This is a genomic window from bacterium (assembly GCA_023145965.1).
Taxonomy (GTDB): Bacteria; UBP14; UBA6098; order UBA6098; family UBA6098; genus UBA6098.
The window spans coordinates 1-15,986 of sequence record JAGLDC010000004.1 but is presented as its reverse complement, the minus strand read 5'-3'; the positions used below and the strand labels follow the sequence as shown (position 1 = coordinate 15,986).

At 45.5% G+C, this 15,986-nt stretch carries 16 protein-coding genes; 12 read left to right on the top strand and 4 right to left on the bottom strand.

The window, feature by feature from the left end; all coding sequences use genetic code 11:
- From KAH81_00355 to KAH81_00330, 6 genes are all read left to right on the top strand, one after another.
- A partial coding sequence (locus KAH81_00355) for a hypothetical protein (GenBank protein ID MCK5832101.1) occupies window positions 1-1,319 on the top strand: 1,319 nt, incomplete at its 5' end.
- Window positions 1,320-1,496: 177 nt separating this feature from the next.
- Complete coding sequence (gene acsA, locus KAH81_00350) at window positions 1,497-3,194, top strand: acetate--CoA ligase (protein ID MCK5832100.1); 1,698 nt, start codon at window positions 1,497-1,499, stop codon at window positions 3,192-3,194.
- Between the two features lie 22 nt (window positions 3,195-3,216).
- Window positions 3,217-3,477: a hypothetical protein gene (locus KAH81_00345; GenBank protein ID MCK5832099.1), complete on the top strand. Its 261-nt coding sequence runs from the start codon at window positions 3,217-3,219 to the stop codon at window positions 3,475-3,477.
- A gap of 132 nt (window positions 3,478-3,609) precedes the next feature.
- Complete coding sequence (locus KAH81_00340; GenBank protein ID MCK5832098.1) at window positions 3,610-3,948, top strand: hypothetical protein; 339 nt, start codon at window positions 3,610-3,612, stop codon at window positions 3,946-3,948.
- Between the two features lie 80 nt (window positions 3,949-4,028).
- Window positions 4,029-4,619: a class I SAM-dependent methyltransferase gene (locus tag KAH81_00335; GenBank protein MCK5832097.1), complete on the top strand. Its 591-nt coding sequence runs from the start codon at window positions 4,029-4,031 to the stop codon at window positions 4,617-4,619.
- A 26-nt stretch (window positions 4,620-4,645) separates the two neighbouring features.
- Window positions 4,646-5,893 carry a glycine C-acetyltransferase gene (locus KAH81_00330; GenBank protein MCK5832096.1) on the top strand — a complete coding sequence of 416 codons (1,248 nt, stop codon included), beginning with the start codon at window positions 4,646-4,648 and terminating at the stop codon, window positions 5,891-5,893.
- Between the two features lie 466 nt (window positions 5,894-6,359).
- Here KAH81_00330 and KAH81_00325 read toward each other — a convergent pair whose 3' ends face one another.
- The gene (locus KAH81_00325) at window positions 6,360-8,642 is read right to left on the bottom strand and encodes a hypothetical protein (GenBank protein MCK5832095.1); all 2,283 of its coding nucleotides are present in this window, start codon (window positions 8,640-8,642) and stop codon (window positions 6,360-6,362) included.
- A 55-nt stretch (window positions 8,643-8,697) separates the two neighbouring features.
- Here KAH81_00325 and KAH81_00320 point away from each other — a divergent pair, with 55 nt between their 5' ends.
- From KAH81_00320 to KAH81_00310, 3 genes are all read left to right on the top strand, one after another.
- Complete coding sequence (locus tag KAH81_00320; protein MCK5832094.1) at window positions 8,698-9,201, top strand: NTPase; 504 nt, start codon at window positions 8,698-8,700, stop codon at window positions 9,199-9,201.
- Window positions 9,162-10,355: a DNA polymerase IV gene (gene dinB, locus KAH81_00315; protein MCK5832093.1), complete on the top strand. Its 1,194-nt coding sequence runs from the start codon at window positions 9,162-9,164 to the stop codon at window positions 10,353-10,355. Before KAH81_00320 ends, dinB begins: the two co-directional genes overlap by 40 nt.
- Before the next feature lie 87 nt (window positions 10,356-10,442).
- A complete protein-coding gene (locus KAH81_00310) occupies window positions 10,443-10,886 on the top strand; it encodes an FxsA family protein (protein MCK5832092.1) in 444 nt (147 codons plus the stop codon).
- Window positions 10,887-10,908: 22 nt separating this feature from the next.
- Here the strand turns inward: KAH81_00310 and KAH81_00305 are convergent, their stop codons facing one another.
- Together KAH81_00305 and KAH81_00300 are read right to left on the bottom strand one after the other, a co-directional pair.
- Window positions 10,909-11,541 carry a hypothetical protein gene (locus KAH81_00305; GenBank protein ID MCK5832091.1) on the bottom strand — a complete coding sequence of 211 codons (633 nt, stop codon included), beginning with the start codon at window positions 11,539-11,541 and terminating at the stop codon, window positions 10,909-10,911.
- Window positions 11,538-12,167 carry a hypothetical protein gene (locus tag KAH81_00300; GenBank protein MCK5832090.1) on the bottom strand — a complete coding sequence of 210 codons (630 nt, stop codon included), beginning with the start codon at window positions 12,165-12,167 and terminating at the stop codon, window positions 11,538-11,540. The genes KAH81_00305 and KAH81_00300 overlap by 4 nt, the downstream gene beginning before the upstream one ends.
- Window positions 12,168-12,259: 92 nt before the next feature.
- Here KAH81_00300 and KAH81_00295 point away from each other — a divergent pair, with 92 nt between their 5' ends.
- The 3 genes from KAH81_00295 (at window position 12,260) to KAH81_00285 (ending at window position 15,508) form a co-directional block, all read left to right on the top strand.
- Complete coding sequence (locus tag KAH81_00295) at window positions 12,260-14,290, top strand: hypothetical protein (protein MCK5832089.1); 2,031 nt, start codon at window positions 12,260-12,262, stop codon at window positions 14,288-14,290.
- 207 nt (window positions 14,291-14,497) lie between these two features.
- A complete protein-coding gene (locus tag KAH81_00290; protein ID MCK5832088.1) occupies window positions 14,498-15,049 on the top strand; it encodes a metallophosphoesterase in 552 nt (183 codons plus the stop codon).
- Window positions 15,050-15,151: 102 nt separating this feature from the next.
- On the top strand, window positions 15,152-15,508 hold the full coding sequence (locus KAH81_00285; protein ID MCK5832087.1) for a hypothetical protein: 357 nt from the start codon (window positions 15,152-15,154) through the stop codon (window positions 15,506-15,508).
- Here KAH81_00285 and KAH81_00280 read toward each other — a convergent pair.
- The gene (locus KAH81_00280) at window positions 15,505-15,864 is read right to left on the bottom strand and encodes a hypothetical protein (protein MCK5832086.1); all 360 of its coding nucleotides are present in this window, start codon (window positions 15,862-15,864) and stop codon (window positions 15,505-15,507) included. The genes KAH81_00285 and KAH81_00280 overlap by 4 nt on opposite strands.
- Between the last annotated feature and the right edge of the window lie 122 nt (window positions 15,865-15,986).

Genomic DNA, 15,986 nt, shown 5'->3' with positions numbered 1-15,986 from the left:
AACCACCTATTTATCCGATTCTGCTTGCCATTTTCTCTTGCCCCTTTAGGGTTGACCCATTATATGTAACTTCGTTGCTCAACGCCCTTTTGTTCGCAATCATTATAATTCTTGGCGGAATGATGTTATATCGAAGCGTCGGAGATAATCGAATCATCTCCATCTTCGGAATTGTTTATCTTATCACTGCTATACCCCTGATAAAAATATCCTTTATGGCCTGGAGTGAGCCGCTTTTTGTGGTATTCGTTTTGTTCTTTTTAAATTTGTGTGATAAGTTCAGATTAAAGAGAAACAACAAAACGGTGTTGCTTCTTGCTTTATTTTCGGCGTTGGCCTCGATGACGCGATATATAGGCATAGTTTTGGTGCCGTGCGGAATCGCTATTATCCTTGTGTTTTCGAAGGATGCATGGTTAAAAAGGATATGGAAATGCGCGATGTTTTCGGTTCTATCTTCACTACCATTGTTCATATGGGTAATCAGAAACTACTCGATTTCTGGAACTCCATTCGGTCCTCGAATGCCTTCGGTTTACAGCCTAACTCAAAACTGTGAATATTTCATAAACACCTTTCTTTCATGGCATTTATCGACTTCGTTTTTGGTATCAACCCCCCCACTTTTTTTGATAAGCATTTTTCTCGGTTGTATTATTGGTTTCGGCATACGGGATAAATCTAGGGACTTTAAAAATGCCATATTGCAATCATCTCCACTTATTCTATTTCTAATTTTCTATTCTTTCATGCTTATATTATCCTCTACCACAACGGCTTATGATAAAATTAACACCAGACTTATGTCCCCGATATTCATACCGCTTTTTATTTTAACACTGAAATTGTTTTACTCTTCAGCCAAGTCTATTTTGAAAAAAGCGCGATTGGGGAAATACTCGAATCATATTGTTGTTTTAGCGCTTTTTCTCTGGATTTTATATTTCTCCGGTATCGATAGCACAATCCTATACATCGATAGGGCTTTCAATGAAGGCTTAGGCTATTCTCATAATTCATGGAAAAACAGCGAACTAATTGCTGAAACACAGAAGATAGTTTTATTAAATCCTGAGCTGAACATCTACTCTAATTCACCAGAAGCATTGTATATTATAGGTGGAATCGATGCAAAGCAAAGTCTTCTCCGAGAAGAAAAAAATTCTGAAAACAGATTTTTAAATGAGCCATCCATACTTATCTGGTTTGGAAAGGCGAATCGAAATTATCTACTCTCGCCTAACGAACTCGATAAAATGACCGATTTTTGCTTGCTTTCTCAGCTAAGTGATGGTGACATCTATTCCATTGCCAATTAATAGTATGAGCTACTTTTACACCATATATTCAACTCTATTGTTAATTTCTGCTGGCTTATAATACACGACATAAATCAATAAAATCTAATTTAAAGAAGAAAAATTCTTGTGTATGTATGTCTCTATTATTAAATTGAATAAGATTAATGGCAGAACGAAAAAGTATAAGGAGACACAATGCCGAATCTTGTCGATTATGAACAAACCTATAAGGACTTTTCATGGGAGCATGCTAAACAAATACTGGGCTACACCGAAGACTCAGTTAATATTGGATGGTATTGCTCTGACCGTATCTGCGAACAGGGGAAAAGCAATAAAATTGCTCTTATCTGGGAAGGCTTTAAAGGCGAAGTCGAGAAATATACTTTCGACGAACTTCGCCTTAATTCCAATACCTACGCCTCTTTCCTCCGTTCGATTGGAGTTAAAGAAGGGGATCGTGTGTGCCTTTTTATGGACAAGATCCCAGACCTATATTTCTCTTTTCTGGGGATATTGAAGATTGGCGCAATAGCCCAACCTCTTTTCTCCGCATTTGGCGAAGAGGCTCTTTTCACGCGGATGGACAACGCTTCATCATCGGTTATATTGACAACAAAAAAACATTTCCGCAAGGTCCGGCGAATTAAGGATCAACTTCCGGCGCTAAAACACATCGTTGTGGTAGATGACAAAACCCCTAAACTTGAAGAACGAGAAATGTTCTTCATCTTGAAAGAGACAAATAAAGTAGATAAGATAGATCTGTGTAAGACCGGCCCAGAGTCGCCCTCGGTTCTGCATTATACATCGGGGACAACCGGCCAACCCAAGGGGGCGCTTCATGTTCATTCGAGCATCATCTGTCAACACATCACTACGAAATGGGTTCTCGACCTTCGCGACGACGATATTTACTGGTGTACTGCCGATCCCGGTTGGGTGACCGGCACGAGTTACGGAATCATCGGCCCGTGGAGCCTCGGTGTTACTCAGGTTGTTTATGATGGTGGTTTTGGGGCGGCAAAATGGTATCGAATATTGCAAGACTATAATGTTTCTGTTTGGTATTCAGCTCCAACAGCTATTCGATTGCTCATGAAAGAGGGGACTGAACTTGTTAAGCAGTTCAAATATCCTAAGCTCAGGCATATGTGTAGCGTGGGCGAACCGCTTAATCCCGAGGGCGTTCTGTGGGGTCAAGAGGCATTTGGTAGGCCATTCCTCGATACATATTGGCAAACCGAAACCGGCGCTATGGTCATTACCAATTTCCCCGGCATGGAGATCCGTCCCGGTTCAATGGGAAAAGCCTTTCCGGGAATCACCGCCGTTGTCCTGGACCTGAAAACCTACGAGGTCATTAAAGAGCCGAATAAAGTCGGGCTTATTGCCCTTAAACCTGGTTGGCCATCGATGATGCGCGAATATTGGAAAAATCCAGAGGTTTACAATAAAAAATTTATCAACGGATGGTATATCACCGGTGATCGATCGAGCATCGACAAGGACGGTTATTTCTGGTTTGTCGGCCGCGATGACGATGTTATCAACACCGGCGGACACCTCGTGGGGCCTTTCGAGATAGAGTCCGCGCTTCTCGAACATGAGGCCGTTGCGGAGGCCGCCGCAATCGGCAAACCCGATCCGGTAAATATGGAAGTTGTGAAAACTTTCGTTGCGCTGAAACCCGGTTACGCTCCTTCAGATGATCTCGAACTTTCGATAATGAATTTTATCCGCAAAAGGCTTTCGCCACTTGCCATGCCACAGGAAATCGAGTTCATGGACAAACTTCCTAAAACCCGTAGCGGCAAGATAATGCGTCGATTGCTAAAGGCCAAAGAATGGGGTGAAGAGGTCGGGGATACCTCGACCCTCGAAGACGATTAAATAAATGTTGACGATAAATAGAATGGAGAAAAAAATGGATGAAATGGAAAAAGCTATTCTCGAATATGTTATCGATGAATATATCGAGGAGGAAGACGAAGAAGAAATCGGTGTTGACTCGCCGCTTATCTCTGCTGGCATAGTCGATAGCTTTTCGATGGTCAGCCTGAAAACGTTCTTGGAGAGGAAATACAAGATAACTATTTCCGACGATAAGGCATCTCCGGAGGCGTTTGACACAGTAAAAAGAATTGCACGGATTGTGCGAGAGATCAAAGGCTAGATACACTGGGTTTTAATCAAACAAACTACAGTATTTTTTAAAGAAAGGAAGCCCGATTTCTGAAAAGGGTTATTGATTTTCAGGTGGAATTGAATATTTTTTATTTATTAAATTTGAATAAATGGAGATAAAATGTATCTAATGATCTTCGTGCTCGAACAAAACTCTCTTCTTCCTGAAATTCTCGAAAAACTCTACAAAACCGGTGTTAAAGGGACGACAGTGCTTAATTCCGTCGGTATGGGAAGATTGCTCGTTCAGTATGGTCGAACGTCGCCGGTGGGGAATCTTATTAAAGAGAAGCTCCGCAAAGGAAATTACACCAATAAAACCTTGTTTGCGGTTATTCGCTCGGAAGAGGTTCTCGATAGGGCTGTGGATTCGATAACCGAAGTTGTCGGCGACCTCGAAAAACCGGATACCGGAATACTTTTCACAATCAAGCTCGAAAGAGTTTTCGGATTAGTATAGATTATAGTATTTGGAAAAGCAGGATGGATTACAATATAGCCACCAATCTCTTTCGGCGGACCGAAGCGATTCTTTCCGCTATGAAACGGTTTCCCGTCGAGTCCGTACTCGATCTCGGTTCGCGCCAGGGTGAGTTGTTGAGCTTGATCGCTGAGAGGTTGCCCAAAGTCGAGAGGTTCGTTGCTACAGATATGTCGAAAAGCAATCTCGATGAATGTAGAAAAAATGGTTTCGAAGGTTTCAAGATCGATCTTGAAACGGAAACGCTCCCTTTTGACGATGAGGTTTTCGATTGCGTGTTAGCCACAGAAATTTTCGAACATTTAGCGCACCACAATATTATTTTAGCAGAGATATATCGGGTTTTGAAACCAGATGGAAGGTTGATCGTTACAGTTCCAAACGTCGCGATGCTCAGGAAGAGAATCGAGATGCTTTTTGGTAAAGACCCAAATCGCGTCTATCCTCCATCAGCATGGGATGTCCATATAAGGGAATATTCGGGCGAGAGCCTGTCGAAGCTACTCGCATTTTACGATTTCGTTCGAGATAGCATAACATATATCCCTTCTCCAAGGGGAAACATCTTATTTAAACCCCTGAAGCAAATAGTGCCGTCTCTGAGGTTGCATATTCTCGGGGTTTTTCATAAAAAAATTAACAAAAAGTAAAATAAATTCTTTAAAAAAGGGGAGTCATGGCTTATTCTCAAAAGACGGGTGATTATTACAAAGGCGTTTTAAATCAGATTAAAGAAAATGGTCTTTTTAAAGAAGAACGCTTTATTTGTAGTCCGCAGGATGCCGACATAGTCGTCGAATACCCAGCGGGGGCGCCAAAACAAAATGTAATCAATATGTGCGCCAACAACTATCTCGGTCTCGCAAATCATCCCGATGTTGTGAAGGCCGCTCACGAGGGGCTTGATTCGCGCGGCTATGGAATGAGTTCCGTTCGATTTATTTGCGGTACCCAGGATATCCATCGCGAACTCGAAGGGAAGATTACAAAATTCCTCGAAACCGAGGATACGATTCTCTTTGCGAGTTGTATGGACGCGAACGCCGGTATTTTCGAGTCCATTTTTACCGATGAGGATGTTCTCATCGCCGATAGGCTCGTTCATGCCTCGATTATCGATGGGATGAGGCTTTGCAGTGCGCTTAACGAGAGTTTCAAGCACTCGAATATGAGCCACCTCGAAAAGAAGCTTCAGACATATCAGGACAAACGCTTCCGATGCATCGTCACCGACGGCGTTTTTTCCATGGACGGCGACACTGCGAAATTGGACGAAATTTGCGACCTCGCCGAAAAATACGACGCAATGGTCTTCGTCGATGATTCCCATTCTACCGGATTCCTCGGAAAACACGGCAAGGGAACCCACGAGCTTAAAGGCGTCCTCGGACGTATCGATATTATCACTACTACGCTCGGCAAAGCTTTGGGCGGCGCTTCCGGTGGTTGCGTTTCCGGAAGGAAGGAAATCGTCGAGATGTGCAGACAAAAAGCGAGGCCATATCTTTTCTCGAACGCACTTCCGCCGGTAATTGTCACCGCTGCAAATGAAGTTATGGACCTCGTTATGTCCTCGACAGAGCGAAGAGACAAACTCGAAGCGAATACTGGGTTTTGGCGCAAAGGCCTCGAAGAAGCCGGATTCGATCTCGTCAATGGCGAAACGCCTATCGTCCCGATTATGCTTTACAACGCGAAACTCAGCCAGGATATTTCCAACGATCTATATCAAATGGGAATCTACGCTATCGGGTTCTTCTTTCCGGTTGTTCCACAGAGCAAGGCTAGAATTCGCACGCAGATATCGGCAGGACACGAACGACATCACCTCGAAAAGGCGCTCGCCGCTTTCACTGAAGTAGGCAAGAAATACAACATTCTCGGAAAAGGCAAAAAAGAAATAATCGAGATGTATGGTATGTAACCCGGGATAGTCCACATATGAGGGGGGGAGACTTAACCCCCCTCAAATCTATATATAAAACAAGAATAACATAGCGCTTACCCTGTTTAACGCGAAGGCGGATTACATATATGTTTCAGCATATTTGAGACGCGTTATTGCGTTTATTTCCTTTATTGGCTCAGGTTATCCAGTGGTTTTTTTATTAATGGAGATAATATAGCATTGGAGGCTTGCGTGTTTATTCGTTCTGATTTCTTGTAACCACCTGAAATATATGCTTTTACAGCGAATTTATCATTTGTTGTTATGTGTGCCACATGATCTAAATAATAATCGAAGTAATCTTATTATTGCCTAACCAACTGAAGATGATACTAAGCCACAGTAGCCTTCTTTTGGGCTTACACGATATAATCAACTCCATATGTGTTTATGACAATACTACGGTGCTAGCCTTCAGTGTAATAGTATAGACGGCTTTTTGTCATGGTAATGGTTCGCGAAGGAATACCCTTATCGCAATTCGATGTTCCCAGTATGCGTAAAACCCATAAGCCTCGGGCGGAAGGTCGAGGCGAAATGCAAGTCTCCATCTTGCGCCGGGCTGGAAAATGGTATCGAGAGAGCACGCGGGACAACCGAGAGTATCGCTATCGAACCATTTGATAGAGTCTGTTAGTAAATCCTCGGAATCCTCGTTGAATGCCGACGTGTCCGGCGCCTCGATAGAATGAATAAATACTGCGGATAAGCGGTATTCGTTGATACCGGCAGAATCAATTTCGCTGGTAAAAGCCCATCCGCCAGCGGAAAAGCTGAATGTATCAGAGCTGTGAGAGTATATATCCTCATCGACTATCTTAAGGCCGATCTCGAATGGCGTATCCCCGGTATTGAATATAAAAGGCATCTGCCCAGAACTCGTGGATATGACTTCTCCAGCAAACGCTGGATCGGGGCGCCATATTGGGCCTAATATATAAATTCGCATGGTCGGTGAAACCTCAGGCCCTGAAAGCATCGGCATCCCCAATGCGCACAAAACCAAGCCATCACTTGCTCTAAATGTATAACCACAACACGACGGTGCCGGTGGAAGACCTAGCTGCCAGGCCTTGTAAATTGCACCATCTGAATAGATGGTGTCAGTAAGGTCATTGCGATACATGCGCGTCCGTTCATGCGGCAAGTCGAAATCGCCATCGCAATCGATGTCTAAAAGCATATCGACCCACTCGGGCGGAGAATCGTCAAGATCGGTATAACGAACCCGCCATACAAATAGCGTATCCATTGTTCCGAAGTGTGGCTCGATGCCATCTATTGCATAACCGCCAATCCCAAGCCATTCCAGCACCGGCGGAAAATTACGAAGATTTGGGCTTCCCGGTGAACCTCGCTCGAGACGGTTCGCTTTAAAACCTATCGAAACCTCCGAGGTATGCCAGCTCGAAGGTAGATTGCCATCGAGATCGAAATCACTACGCGCCATCGAGTATTTCAGCGAATCCGATGATTGACTTGCTCCAGCAAACGGCTCAATACCATTGCCTGCTTCGTCTATAGAGTAACCTTCGCTTTCGGGGAAATCAATCAATGCTACATAAAGGCTATCATCGTCGAATTCAATTCGCTCGTCCACCATGTCGGGCAGGACATCGAGGACAGAGTGCGGGTTTGTATTTGAAAAATTAGCAATCAACCAATAGTCCGAAGGCGCAAGAACGCCATTATCGAATGTGAACACCGATTCCGGCAATGCTGGCGAGCCGGTTGCAACCATAATCGGGGTCTGCAAAAAATCGACCGGTTTACTGGAATTGTTAAAAATCTCCATCCATTCGTCCTCGGGCGAGGTCATGCTTCCCGCCCAGGCGAGTTCGCTAATAATAAGATCGCCTTTTTCAAAGTGAACCTGTATCGAATCAATTTCTATCGGTCCTGTAGAGTCTGTGCCGTCGAAAATATAGACACTTACAGAATAAGTGAATCCCGGTTTTGTTAGGCTCTCTGGAATTGAGGAAACAAAAGGGTATATGGAATCTATTTCTGTGATAAGAGGTGCACCCTCTTCGAACCAATCGAATATGGTATTTAACTTCCCGGGAATGGAATCCAGGTCATCGACACCGATAGCCAAGGCGCAAATTGTAGAATCGTCGGCTAGGAAATCGGGCGATATTGAAAGCGAAGGTTCTGGAGGTGGTAAATTTTTATAATTCGGTGCACCGGGGGTTCCACGCTCGCGAGCCCCTGCGATGAAACCTATTGAGAGACACGCCGGATGCCAGCTAGTAGGATCGTCGCCCTCGCCGGGAATGTCATTTCGTTCCATCGCCCAACGGATGTTATCTGCCATAATGAACCGTCCGGACATTGGTGGGCCATCGCCGTCATCGGCAACATCCATAAGCGGAGAAGTGCTTCCCATGCCTGCATAAAGCGAATAATGCGTGTTGCTGTTAGTAAGAACCATTGCGTTGGAAACGAAATCCCTGGCCGCAGTTATTCTACTTTCACCTCCATTGCGTCGGCATATAATAAAAAGACCGTTCGCTGGCAGGATTCCGTCGTCAATTATAAGCATAAGCTCATCCTGGCGGTAGATACACCATGGAGTATGTGAAAAGTCTATTACAGATGAGGTCATGTTGCGAAGCTCTAAAAACTCATCATAGGGAGATAACGTCGTGCCCATCCACATTAATTCATTGAAGACAACATCTCCGTAACTCCATGCGAATAAACACCACGGAAGAACTAACAACAATAGTATTTTTAAAGGTCTTGACAACACGAAATTAATAAACCATATTTATAACATGAACTATTTAATAACAGGTTCTCCAGGCGTGGGCAAAACCACCATCCTCGAAGAACTGGCCGCTCTTCTCGGCGACAGCGCTATAGGTTTTCTAACCATCGAAGTTCGTGAAGAGAATACTCGCATCGGCTTCGATATACAAACTTTCGACGGTCACACCGGAATTCTAGCAAGAGCAGGTCTCCCGAGCAAATTCCACATCGGGCGCTATGGCGTCGATCTAGACTCATTCGAAAGAATTGCTATCCCAGCGCTCAAAACTATCGAAAACAAAATACTCATTGTGGACGAAATAGGCAAGATGGAATTAAGATCGGATAGATTCCGTGATGCGCTGCTTCTCGCCCTCGATACTGATCATACGGTTGTAGCAGCTATAATGCAAAGTAATAATCCTTTTGCTGATAGCATAAAGCAACGCTCCGATTGCAAGCTGATAGAGGCAACCTCAAAAAACCGAAAATGGCTTCCCGAAAGAATATTCAAGTTTTGCACCGAGTAGTAATGCATGTTGACATGGATGCGTTTTACGCGTCTGTGGAGCAACTAGATCACTCTGAATTCAGAGGAAAACCGGTTATAGTCGGCGCCGATCCGGCGCAAGGGCGAGGAGTTGTGAGCACCGCGAGTTATGAAGCTCGTGAATATGGCATTCATTCGGCGATGCCAATAACACAAGCTTTCCGTGCTTGCCCAAACGGTATATTCCTTCAACCGCGATTCCATCGATATAAAGAGATCTCCAGTGCAGTCTTCAAAATACTAGGTGACTTCAGCCCTTCGGTCGAACCGATTTCTATCGACGAGGCATTCGTCGATTTGACTGGAACTGAGAGGCTACATGGCCCCTTGGAATCCGTGGGCAAAGAAGTTAAAAAACGGATATTGGCCAAGACGGGTGTAATCGCATCGGTTGGAATCGCACCGAATAAATTCCTCGCCAAGCTGGCCTGCGGTGTTAGCAAACCCGATGGTTTCATAATTATAAAACCCGAGTCTATACGCGAGTTCCTCGATCCATTACCTATTAAAAGAATGTGGGGTATCGGTCCTGCGACTGAAAAGCAAATGGTCTCGGCTGGTATCAATACAATTAAAGACTTGATAGAGGTAGATGAAAGCGCGCTCATCAAGCGCTTCGGGAATTTTGCGGCACATTTAAGGCAATTAGCCTTGGGTATTGACGATCGCGATTTTTCAGGAGATCATAAACGCCGTGGCATTTCCATAGAGAGAACCTATAGAGAAGATGTTGTTAGGTTGGAACCAAAGGTAGCTACGCTTAGATCTCTTGCGGACAGGCTGGCTGTCCGTATGCGCAAAGCTGGAATAAATGGCAGAACGATTACGGTCAAGGTGCGCCACTCGGATTTCACCACGGTTAATCGAGGCAACACATTACCTTATGTAATTAGGAACTCCGAGGAAATATACTCTGAGGCCCTGCGCCTTGCAACCCCCGAACTCGAAGGGTCAATTCGCCTTATCGGTATTAGAATAAGCGGAATTATTGATTGCGAAGGCGAGCAACTTGGCCTCTTCGACCGCGAAAAAAAGGCGAAGATCGAGAAACTCGAGCAGGCGCTAGACGAGATAAATACTAGATTCGGCGATGGCTCGATTTCGAGAGCAAAAAATTTAAAGAAACTAAAATAAAGCTATTGATAAACTCGAGGCGTCGAACCTTTCCGGTGTTCTAAATATAATACTAGGATTCTAGTTTTTGGCACTTAATATTAAACTATGTTTTTAAAGTTGCTATTAGCATTTACCTTGGTGCCGATTGCGGAATTAGCCCTGCTAATTGAAATAGGCCGCTATATCGGGGTTTGGCCAACTATAGGCATTGTCCTAATTACGGGAATAACCGGTAGCCTTTTGCTCAAATGGCAAGGGTTGGAGACTATCTCTAAATTTAAAAAAGAGATTTCTCAGGGGCGATTTCCAGGGAATACTATCATCGAGGGAATAGCGATAATTGTTGGCGGAGCTTTCCTTTTAACTCCAGGGGTAATCACCGATTTCTGCGGGATTCTTCTTTTACTTCCACCAACAAGGATGATGTTTATAGCTGTAGCAAAAAAATATATCAAGCGCCGATGGAATATCGATGAGTTCATCAATATTATGCCCCCTGAACAAGATAGGCCAAGCGAACCACTCGACCCGACTATGCGCGTTGATTAATAGGCATTTAATTCAACAAAAATCACATTTCGATTTTATAACCGACAAAGAGATAATAATTCACTCCACCATTCCACCTGTCCGGCCAGGATGAAGTATCTTGAAAAGGCAGGGGTTCGCTCCAGTTATACAATTCACCATCATAGTGTATTCCGGCACCGAAAGACAGTTTTTCCAGCGGTTTTGTTTCTATTTCGGCCCACGCAACAGTGAAGCCATTACCTACACCCAACGCACCACTCAAACCGATATAGTCTCTTTCGAGCCAAAAAGTGCAATCCGAGTCGAATTGCGCTCCGATAACAAAATCGGAGAAAAGATAACCACCTTCGAGTCTGCTGTAATGAAGACCCGCTAGTATATCAAGCCCTAAAGCGCCACCGACTAGGTCCAATCTTCCAGCAGTAGCATAAGCCACGCCGGAATAATACCAGCCGAAGCCGTCGTCGTATTCGCGAAGCATGCAAGTCCCCCCGATTGAGAACCTTTGACGGATCTCTAAGCAACTGAAGCCGGAAGCCCTGTCTTCAGCAACCGCCGATAAGCCGACGCGCGCGCACTCGAACCCGCCCAACTCGGCGAAAACCGATCTGTCGAACGGCAACACACTCAGTGATATAAGCAGAAACGCCTTTATGAGAGATAATAACCTCATTCTAGCGTCATCGTAAGGCCAACTCCATTATCAAAATGAGGCTCTAGCGATGCGCCGTATCCGCCGATGCCGTATTTGTAGCGCACTGCATCGCGCTTGTATTCGATGGTCGAAATGCCATCGATCCAATCGTATATGACCTGCCCGACAACCAATACTGCGCCGAGGCTGATAAGTATCGCGCCACCGGTTTCCATCTCTTTTGTTTGTTCGATGCGGTTGAGTTTATACTCGATTTTATCTTCGTTGAGTAACTTAGGGATCTTCTCGTAGCGATTGCCGTCGATGGTAATGACGTCGAAGTCGCTTTCCGGCCACTGCTCGTCGCCGTGAAGCATGGCACCGATAGCTATACTCGTGAGACCCAATCCCGCCGCGCCCACACAGAACCAGCCCTCACGATCATCGTCGGCGTAAAAATGCAGCATTCCCGGCACCGGAACGGACATCAGCATAAGCCCTACCGAGATACGACGGTTGGCATCGCGGTAGTCCTCGAAGGTCATATCGCTGGGAATATCGTAAATCGGCGTCTCTCCGAGGTAATCCCCTCCGGTAAGCATAGGAACCTGAGCGATAGCACCAATAACAAGGATCACGCTTAATAAAATTACACTTCTAAACATCGCTTCTCCAGTCGTTGAAAGGGTCTATTTCTCTTGACTAAAGTCAATATAAATATAATATTCAAAAATAAAACCAAATTATGGAGTTCAGAATGAGAATAGCTGTTTTTCTTCTATTAACCGTCTCTCTTTTAGCTGCGCCGCTCGATTTTTTCGCGATCACCGACACGCCAGAACCATCGACAGCGTATAATCTCCATCAGATCGATGTTCTTGATTACAGCATAGAGTTCGTTCTCATGGAGGGCGACAGCACTTTCCGCTGGAGCACAGAGATAGAGTTTATCAATCTTTCCGACCGCGATACTGTCTATTATTTCGACCTGGAGGGCATGGATTTTCCCTACTGCCCACCGGTTTTCCTTTACGATAATGACTCCGAGCTCTGGCTTACTATCTCCGGGCACTACGAAGACAGCGTCTTCGCAGTCGAGACCGGTGAACTGCCCATCGATGACACGGTGAGAATAGCTATTACCGGCGTTGTAACACCTTACGGCACTGGTTGTTACCGCGAACCTGGTGGTGGGCAATACTGGATTTACACCCTCTTCTGGCCATCACTCGCGCGCTACGCTTTCCCCTGTGTCGATCACCCGGGCGACAGAGCGACCGCCACAATGAAAATCATTGCACCAGAAGGAATGATCGTCGCCGCCGGTGGCGCTCTGCAGGACACCGTCCCGTCTTCGATTTATACAGGCTTCACTGAATGGCGCTTCCGCTATGACCAGCCCGTTTGCACATACAACATAAGCTTCGCCGCAGGAAATTACGCCGAAATCGTTGACACCACACTGGACACACTCGAAGTGCGCTCTTACGCTTATCCCTCGCGCCTTACCCAAACCCAATATGACTTCGGGCGCATCCCCGAGATGATAGCCCTATGGGACTCGCTTTTCGGGGATTATCCTTTCCCGAGGGTCGGTTGTGTCGCGGTGCCGATGGATGTCTGGGGCGGTGGCGGAGGCATGGAGCACCAAATGCTTCCGCAGATCGGTGACCTTTTGATTACCGGCACACGCACCTACGAGGAGATTATCGCGCACGAGCTTGCACACCAGTGGTTCGGCGATTGTATCGGCATTGCAGACTGGGCGGATTTCTGGCTCAACGAGGGAATTGCTGTCTATTCCGAGGTGCTCTGGGTGGCGCACACAAGCGGCGCTTCTGCCGCGCGAACCTACATGAACAACGAAGAAAGCTATTACAAAAACTGGACACGCACTAATGCCGATTTTCCGATATTCGACCCAGCGAGCTTCCTCTCGCCTATACCTTATAACAAGGGAGCGTGCTGGTGGCACATGCTCCGATGGCAACTCGGCGACGACGACTTCTTTGCCTTCCTGCGATATTATTTCGCCCGCTTCAAGTTCGAGACTGTCGTCACGGACTCGCTCAAATTTGCCCTCGAGGATTTCACCTCGCTCGACTGGAACGACTTCTTCGAGCAATGGATTTATGGACAGGGATATCCGAAATTCCTTTACGATGAGCGCATCGGGCACGACTTGACCGGTTGGTTTGTCGATGTTAATCTTCGTCAGACACAAGTTTCGCCCTCGTGCACGCTCTTTACCACGCCGCTTCCGCTGGAATTGGTCACCCACGATTCGAGTATAGCGGTGATCTTTACGCCAACCTCGCGATTCCAATGGGAACGATTCCGCGCGCCAGATTCGATTGGGTATGTTGTTTTCGACCGGCTTAATTACATCTGCGGCGATTTCGAATTCAGCCCCGTGGGCATCGAGGAAAAGAATGCCTTTCCAATGTCTTTTAACCTTTCCACCTATCCGAACCCGTTCAATTCTGCGGTGCGAATTTCCCTCGACGCGCCCGTAGGGGCAATTCATGAATTGCCCCTACGCGTGGAGGTCTTCGACCTCGCGGGACGTCGCGTATACGTCATTGCGAAAAGCGCAAGCAACGAAGCAATCTCAACGCTAATAGAAGGAGATTTCTCCCCTTCGGGTCGAAATGACAGCGCGGGCGAATACACATGGACACCCGATGAATCCGTCGGATCAGGGGTTTATCTGGTGAGAGCGCGTTTCGACTCCGCTCAACGACCGGAGGGGCGCACGATTACTAAGCGAGTGGTCTATCTAAAATGAGATTGCATGTTAGGGACGACCGGCCGGTTGCCCGCTAATATTAAAATGGAAGTCTTCGACCTCGCGGGCCATCGCGTAACAGAAATTCCTGTCATCGGGAGCACCTCGGAGAAGCCGTGGGAATATCGATAATAATCGGGCAGATTTATGGCAGAGGACCATTACCCTAGGCTATACCGACTTTCGTATTTAAGATATTGAGAAAATATGCCTCCTAGGCAAATTGTAAAATTCGCTTTTTTTGCAGATTCTCATATCGGCTTTGATTCCGTATCGAGACCGCGAATCGAACGGCGACGCCGTGATGCCGATTTTTTTGCGAATTACATTTCCATCCTCAAATATGCCAAAAATCGTGGGCTCGATTTCATTGTGCATGGCGGAGATCTTTTTTACCGCAGTAAAATCTCCACAAACCTCGTAATGAAGGCGTTCGAACCGCTTTTTGATCTCGCAGACTGCGAGATTCCGGTTTACCTCGTCCCCGGCAACCACGAGCGCGGAGCAATACCATACAGACTTATCGCGGAACACCCCGGAATAAATATCTTCGATTTCCCGCAGACCTTCGTTTTTCATAAGGGTAAATCCCATATAGCACTCGGAGGATTTCCTTATACTAAAAATATTCGCGAGAATTTCATAAACACTATCCGCCAAACGGGTCTCTTCGAAACTAAAGCGAACTACAAAATTCTATGCATGCACCAAATTGTTGAGGGAACAACAGTAGGCCCGAAGAATTTTACATTCCGATGAAGGCCGGATTCCATCCCACCAAAGGCTCTTCCTAAGGTTAATCTGATTTTAAGCGGTCATATCCATCGAAAGCAGGTTCTCAAATTCGATGTAAACGCCCCGATGGTCTTATATTCCGGCTCAATAGAGCGAACATCCTTCGCTGAGATAGATGAGGAAAAGGGCTTCTACGAGATAACTATCCATCCCGACTCGAAATTAACACTCGATTTTGTCCGTTTGCCTTCGAGACCAATGGTCATTATAAATCTGGATGGAGGAAAATCTCCCGAAAAAATTTCTTTCTTTCTGAGAAAAGAAATAGACGCTATAGACGAAAACTCAGTGGTCCAAATCCAAGTAACCGGCTCACCCAGTGAAAAGGTATTAAAACTTTTAAGCACAGGTTATATTAGATCTATTGCTCCGAAAAGCATGAATGTTAGATTTTCTTTCAGGTCAAACCGGCGCGAGGTTTAGCTTTTTTCAGCCTGAACTTTAAGCGCATTTTCCAATTGCTCAGAAGTAATCGCGCCCATTTCAGTTAAAATCTCACCGAGATGTCTTCTATCGCCTGAACTTTGGGAATTTAGCGCTTCGAGTATCTTGTCTGCAGAACAGAGACCGGCTTGTCTGAGTATCTGACCGAGAAGCTTATGATCTTTGCGTTTACGCACAATGGTCCTTTTCATCATATTCACACGATACAAAAACCCAAGGGCAGCCAGAAAAAGTAAAAGCGTTGAGATATATGTATAAACCTCAGGGAATGAAGACGAAACACTTATTACCTGAAATACAGCAATAGCAACAATAATAATTATCCAAGCAAGCATAAAACCTCCTAAATTTTATTGCCTAAATATAAATAATTAATCGCAAAATGGAAACAAAAAACAAAGAAAAATCGAAATTTTAATTACTTCTGCTTCGGATTAAGTTTTATCAGCATATTAAC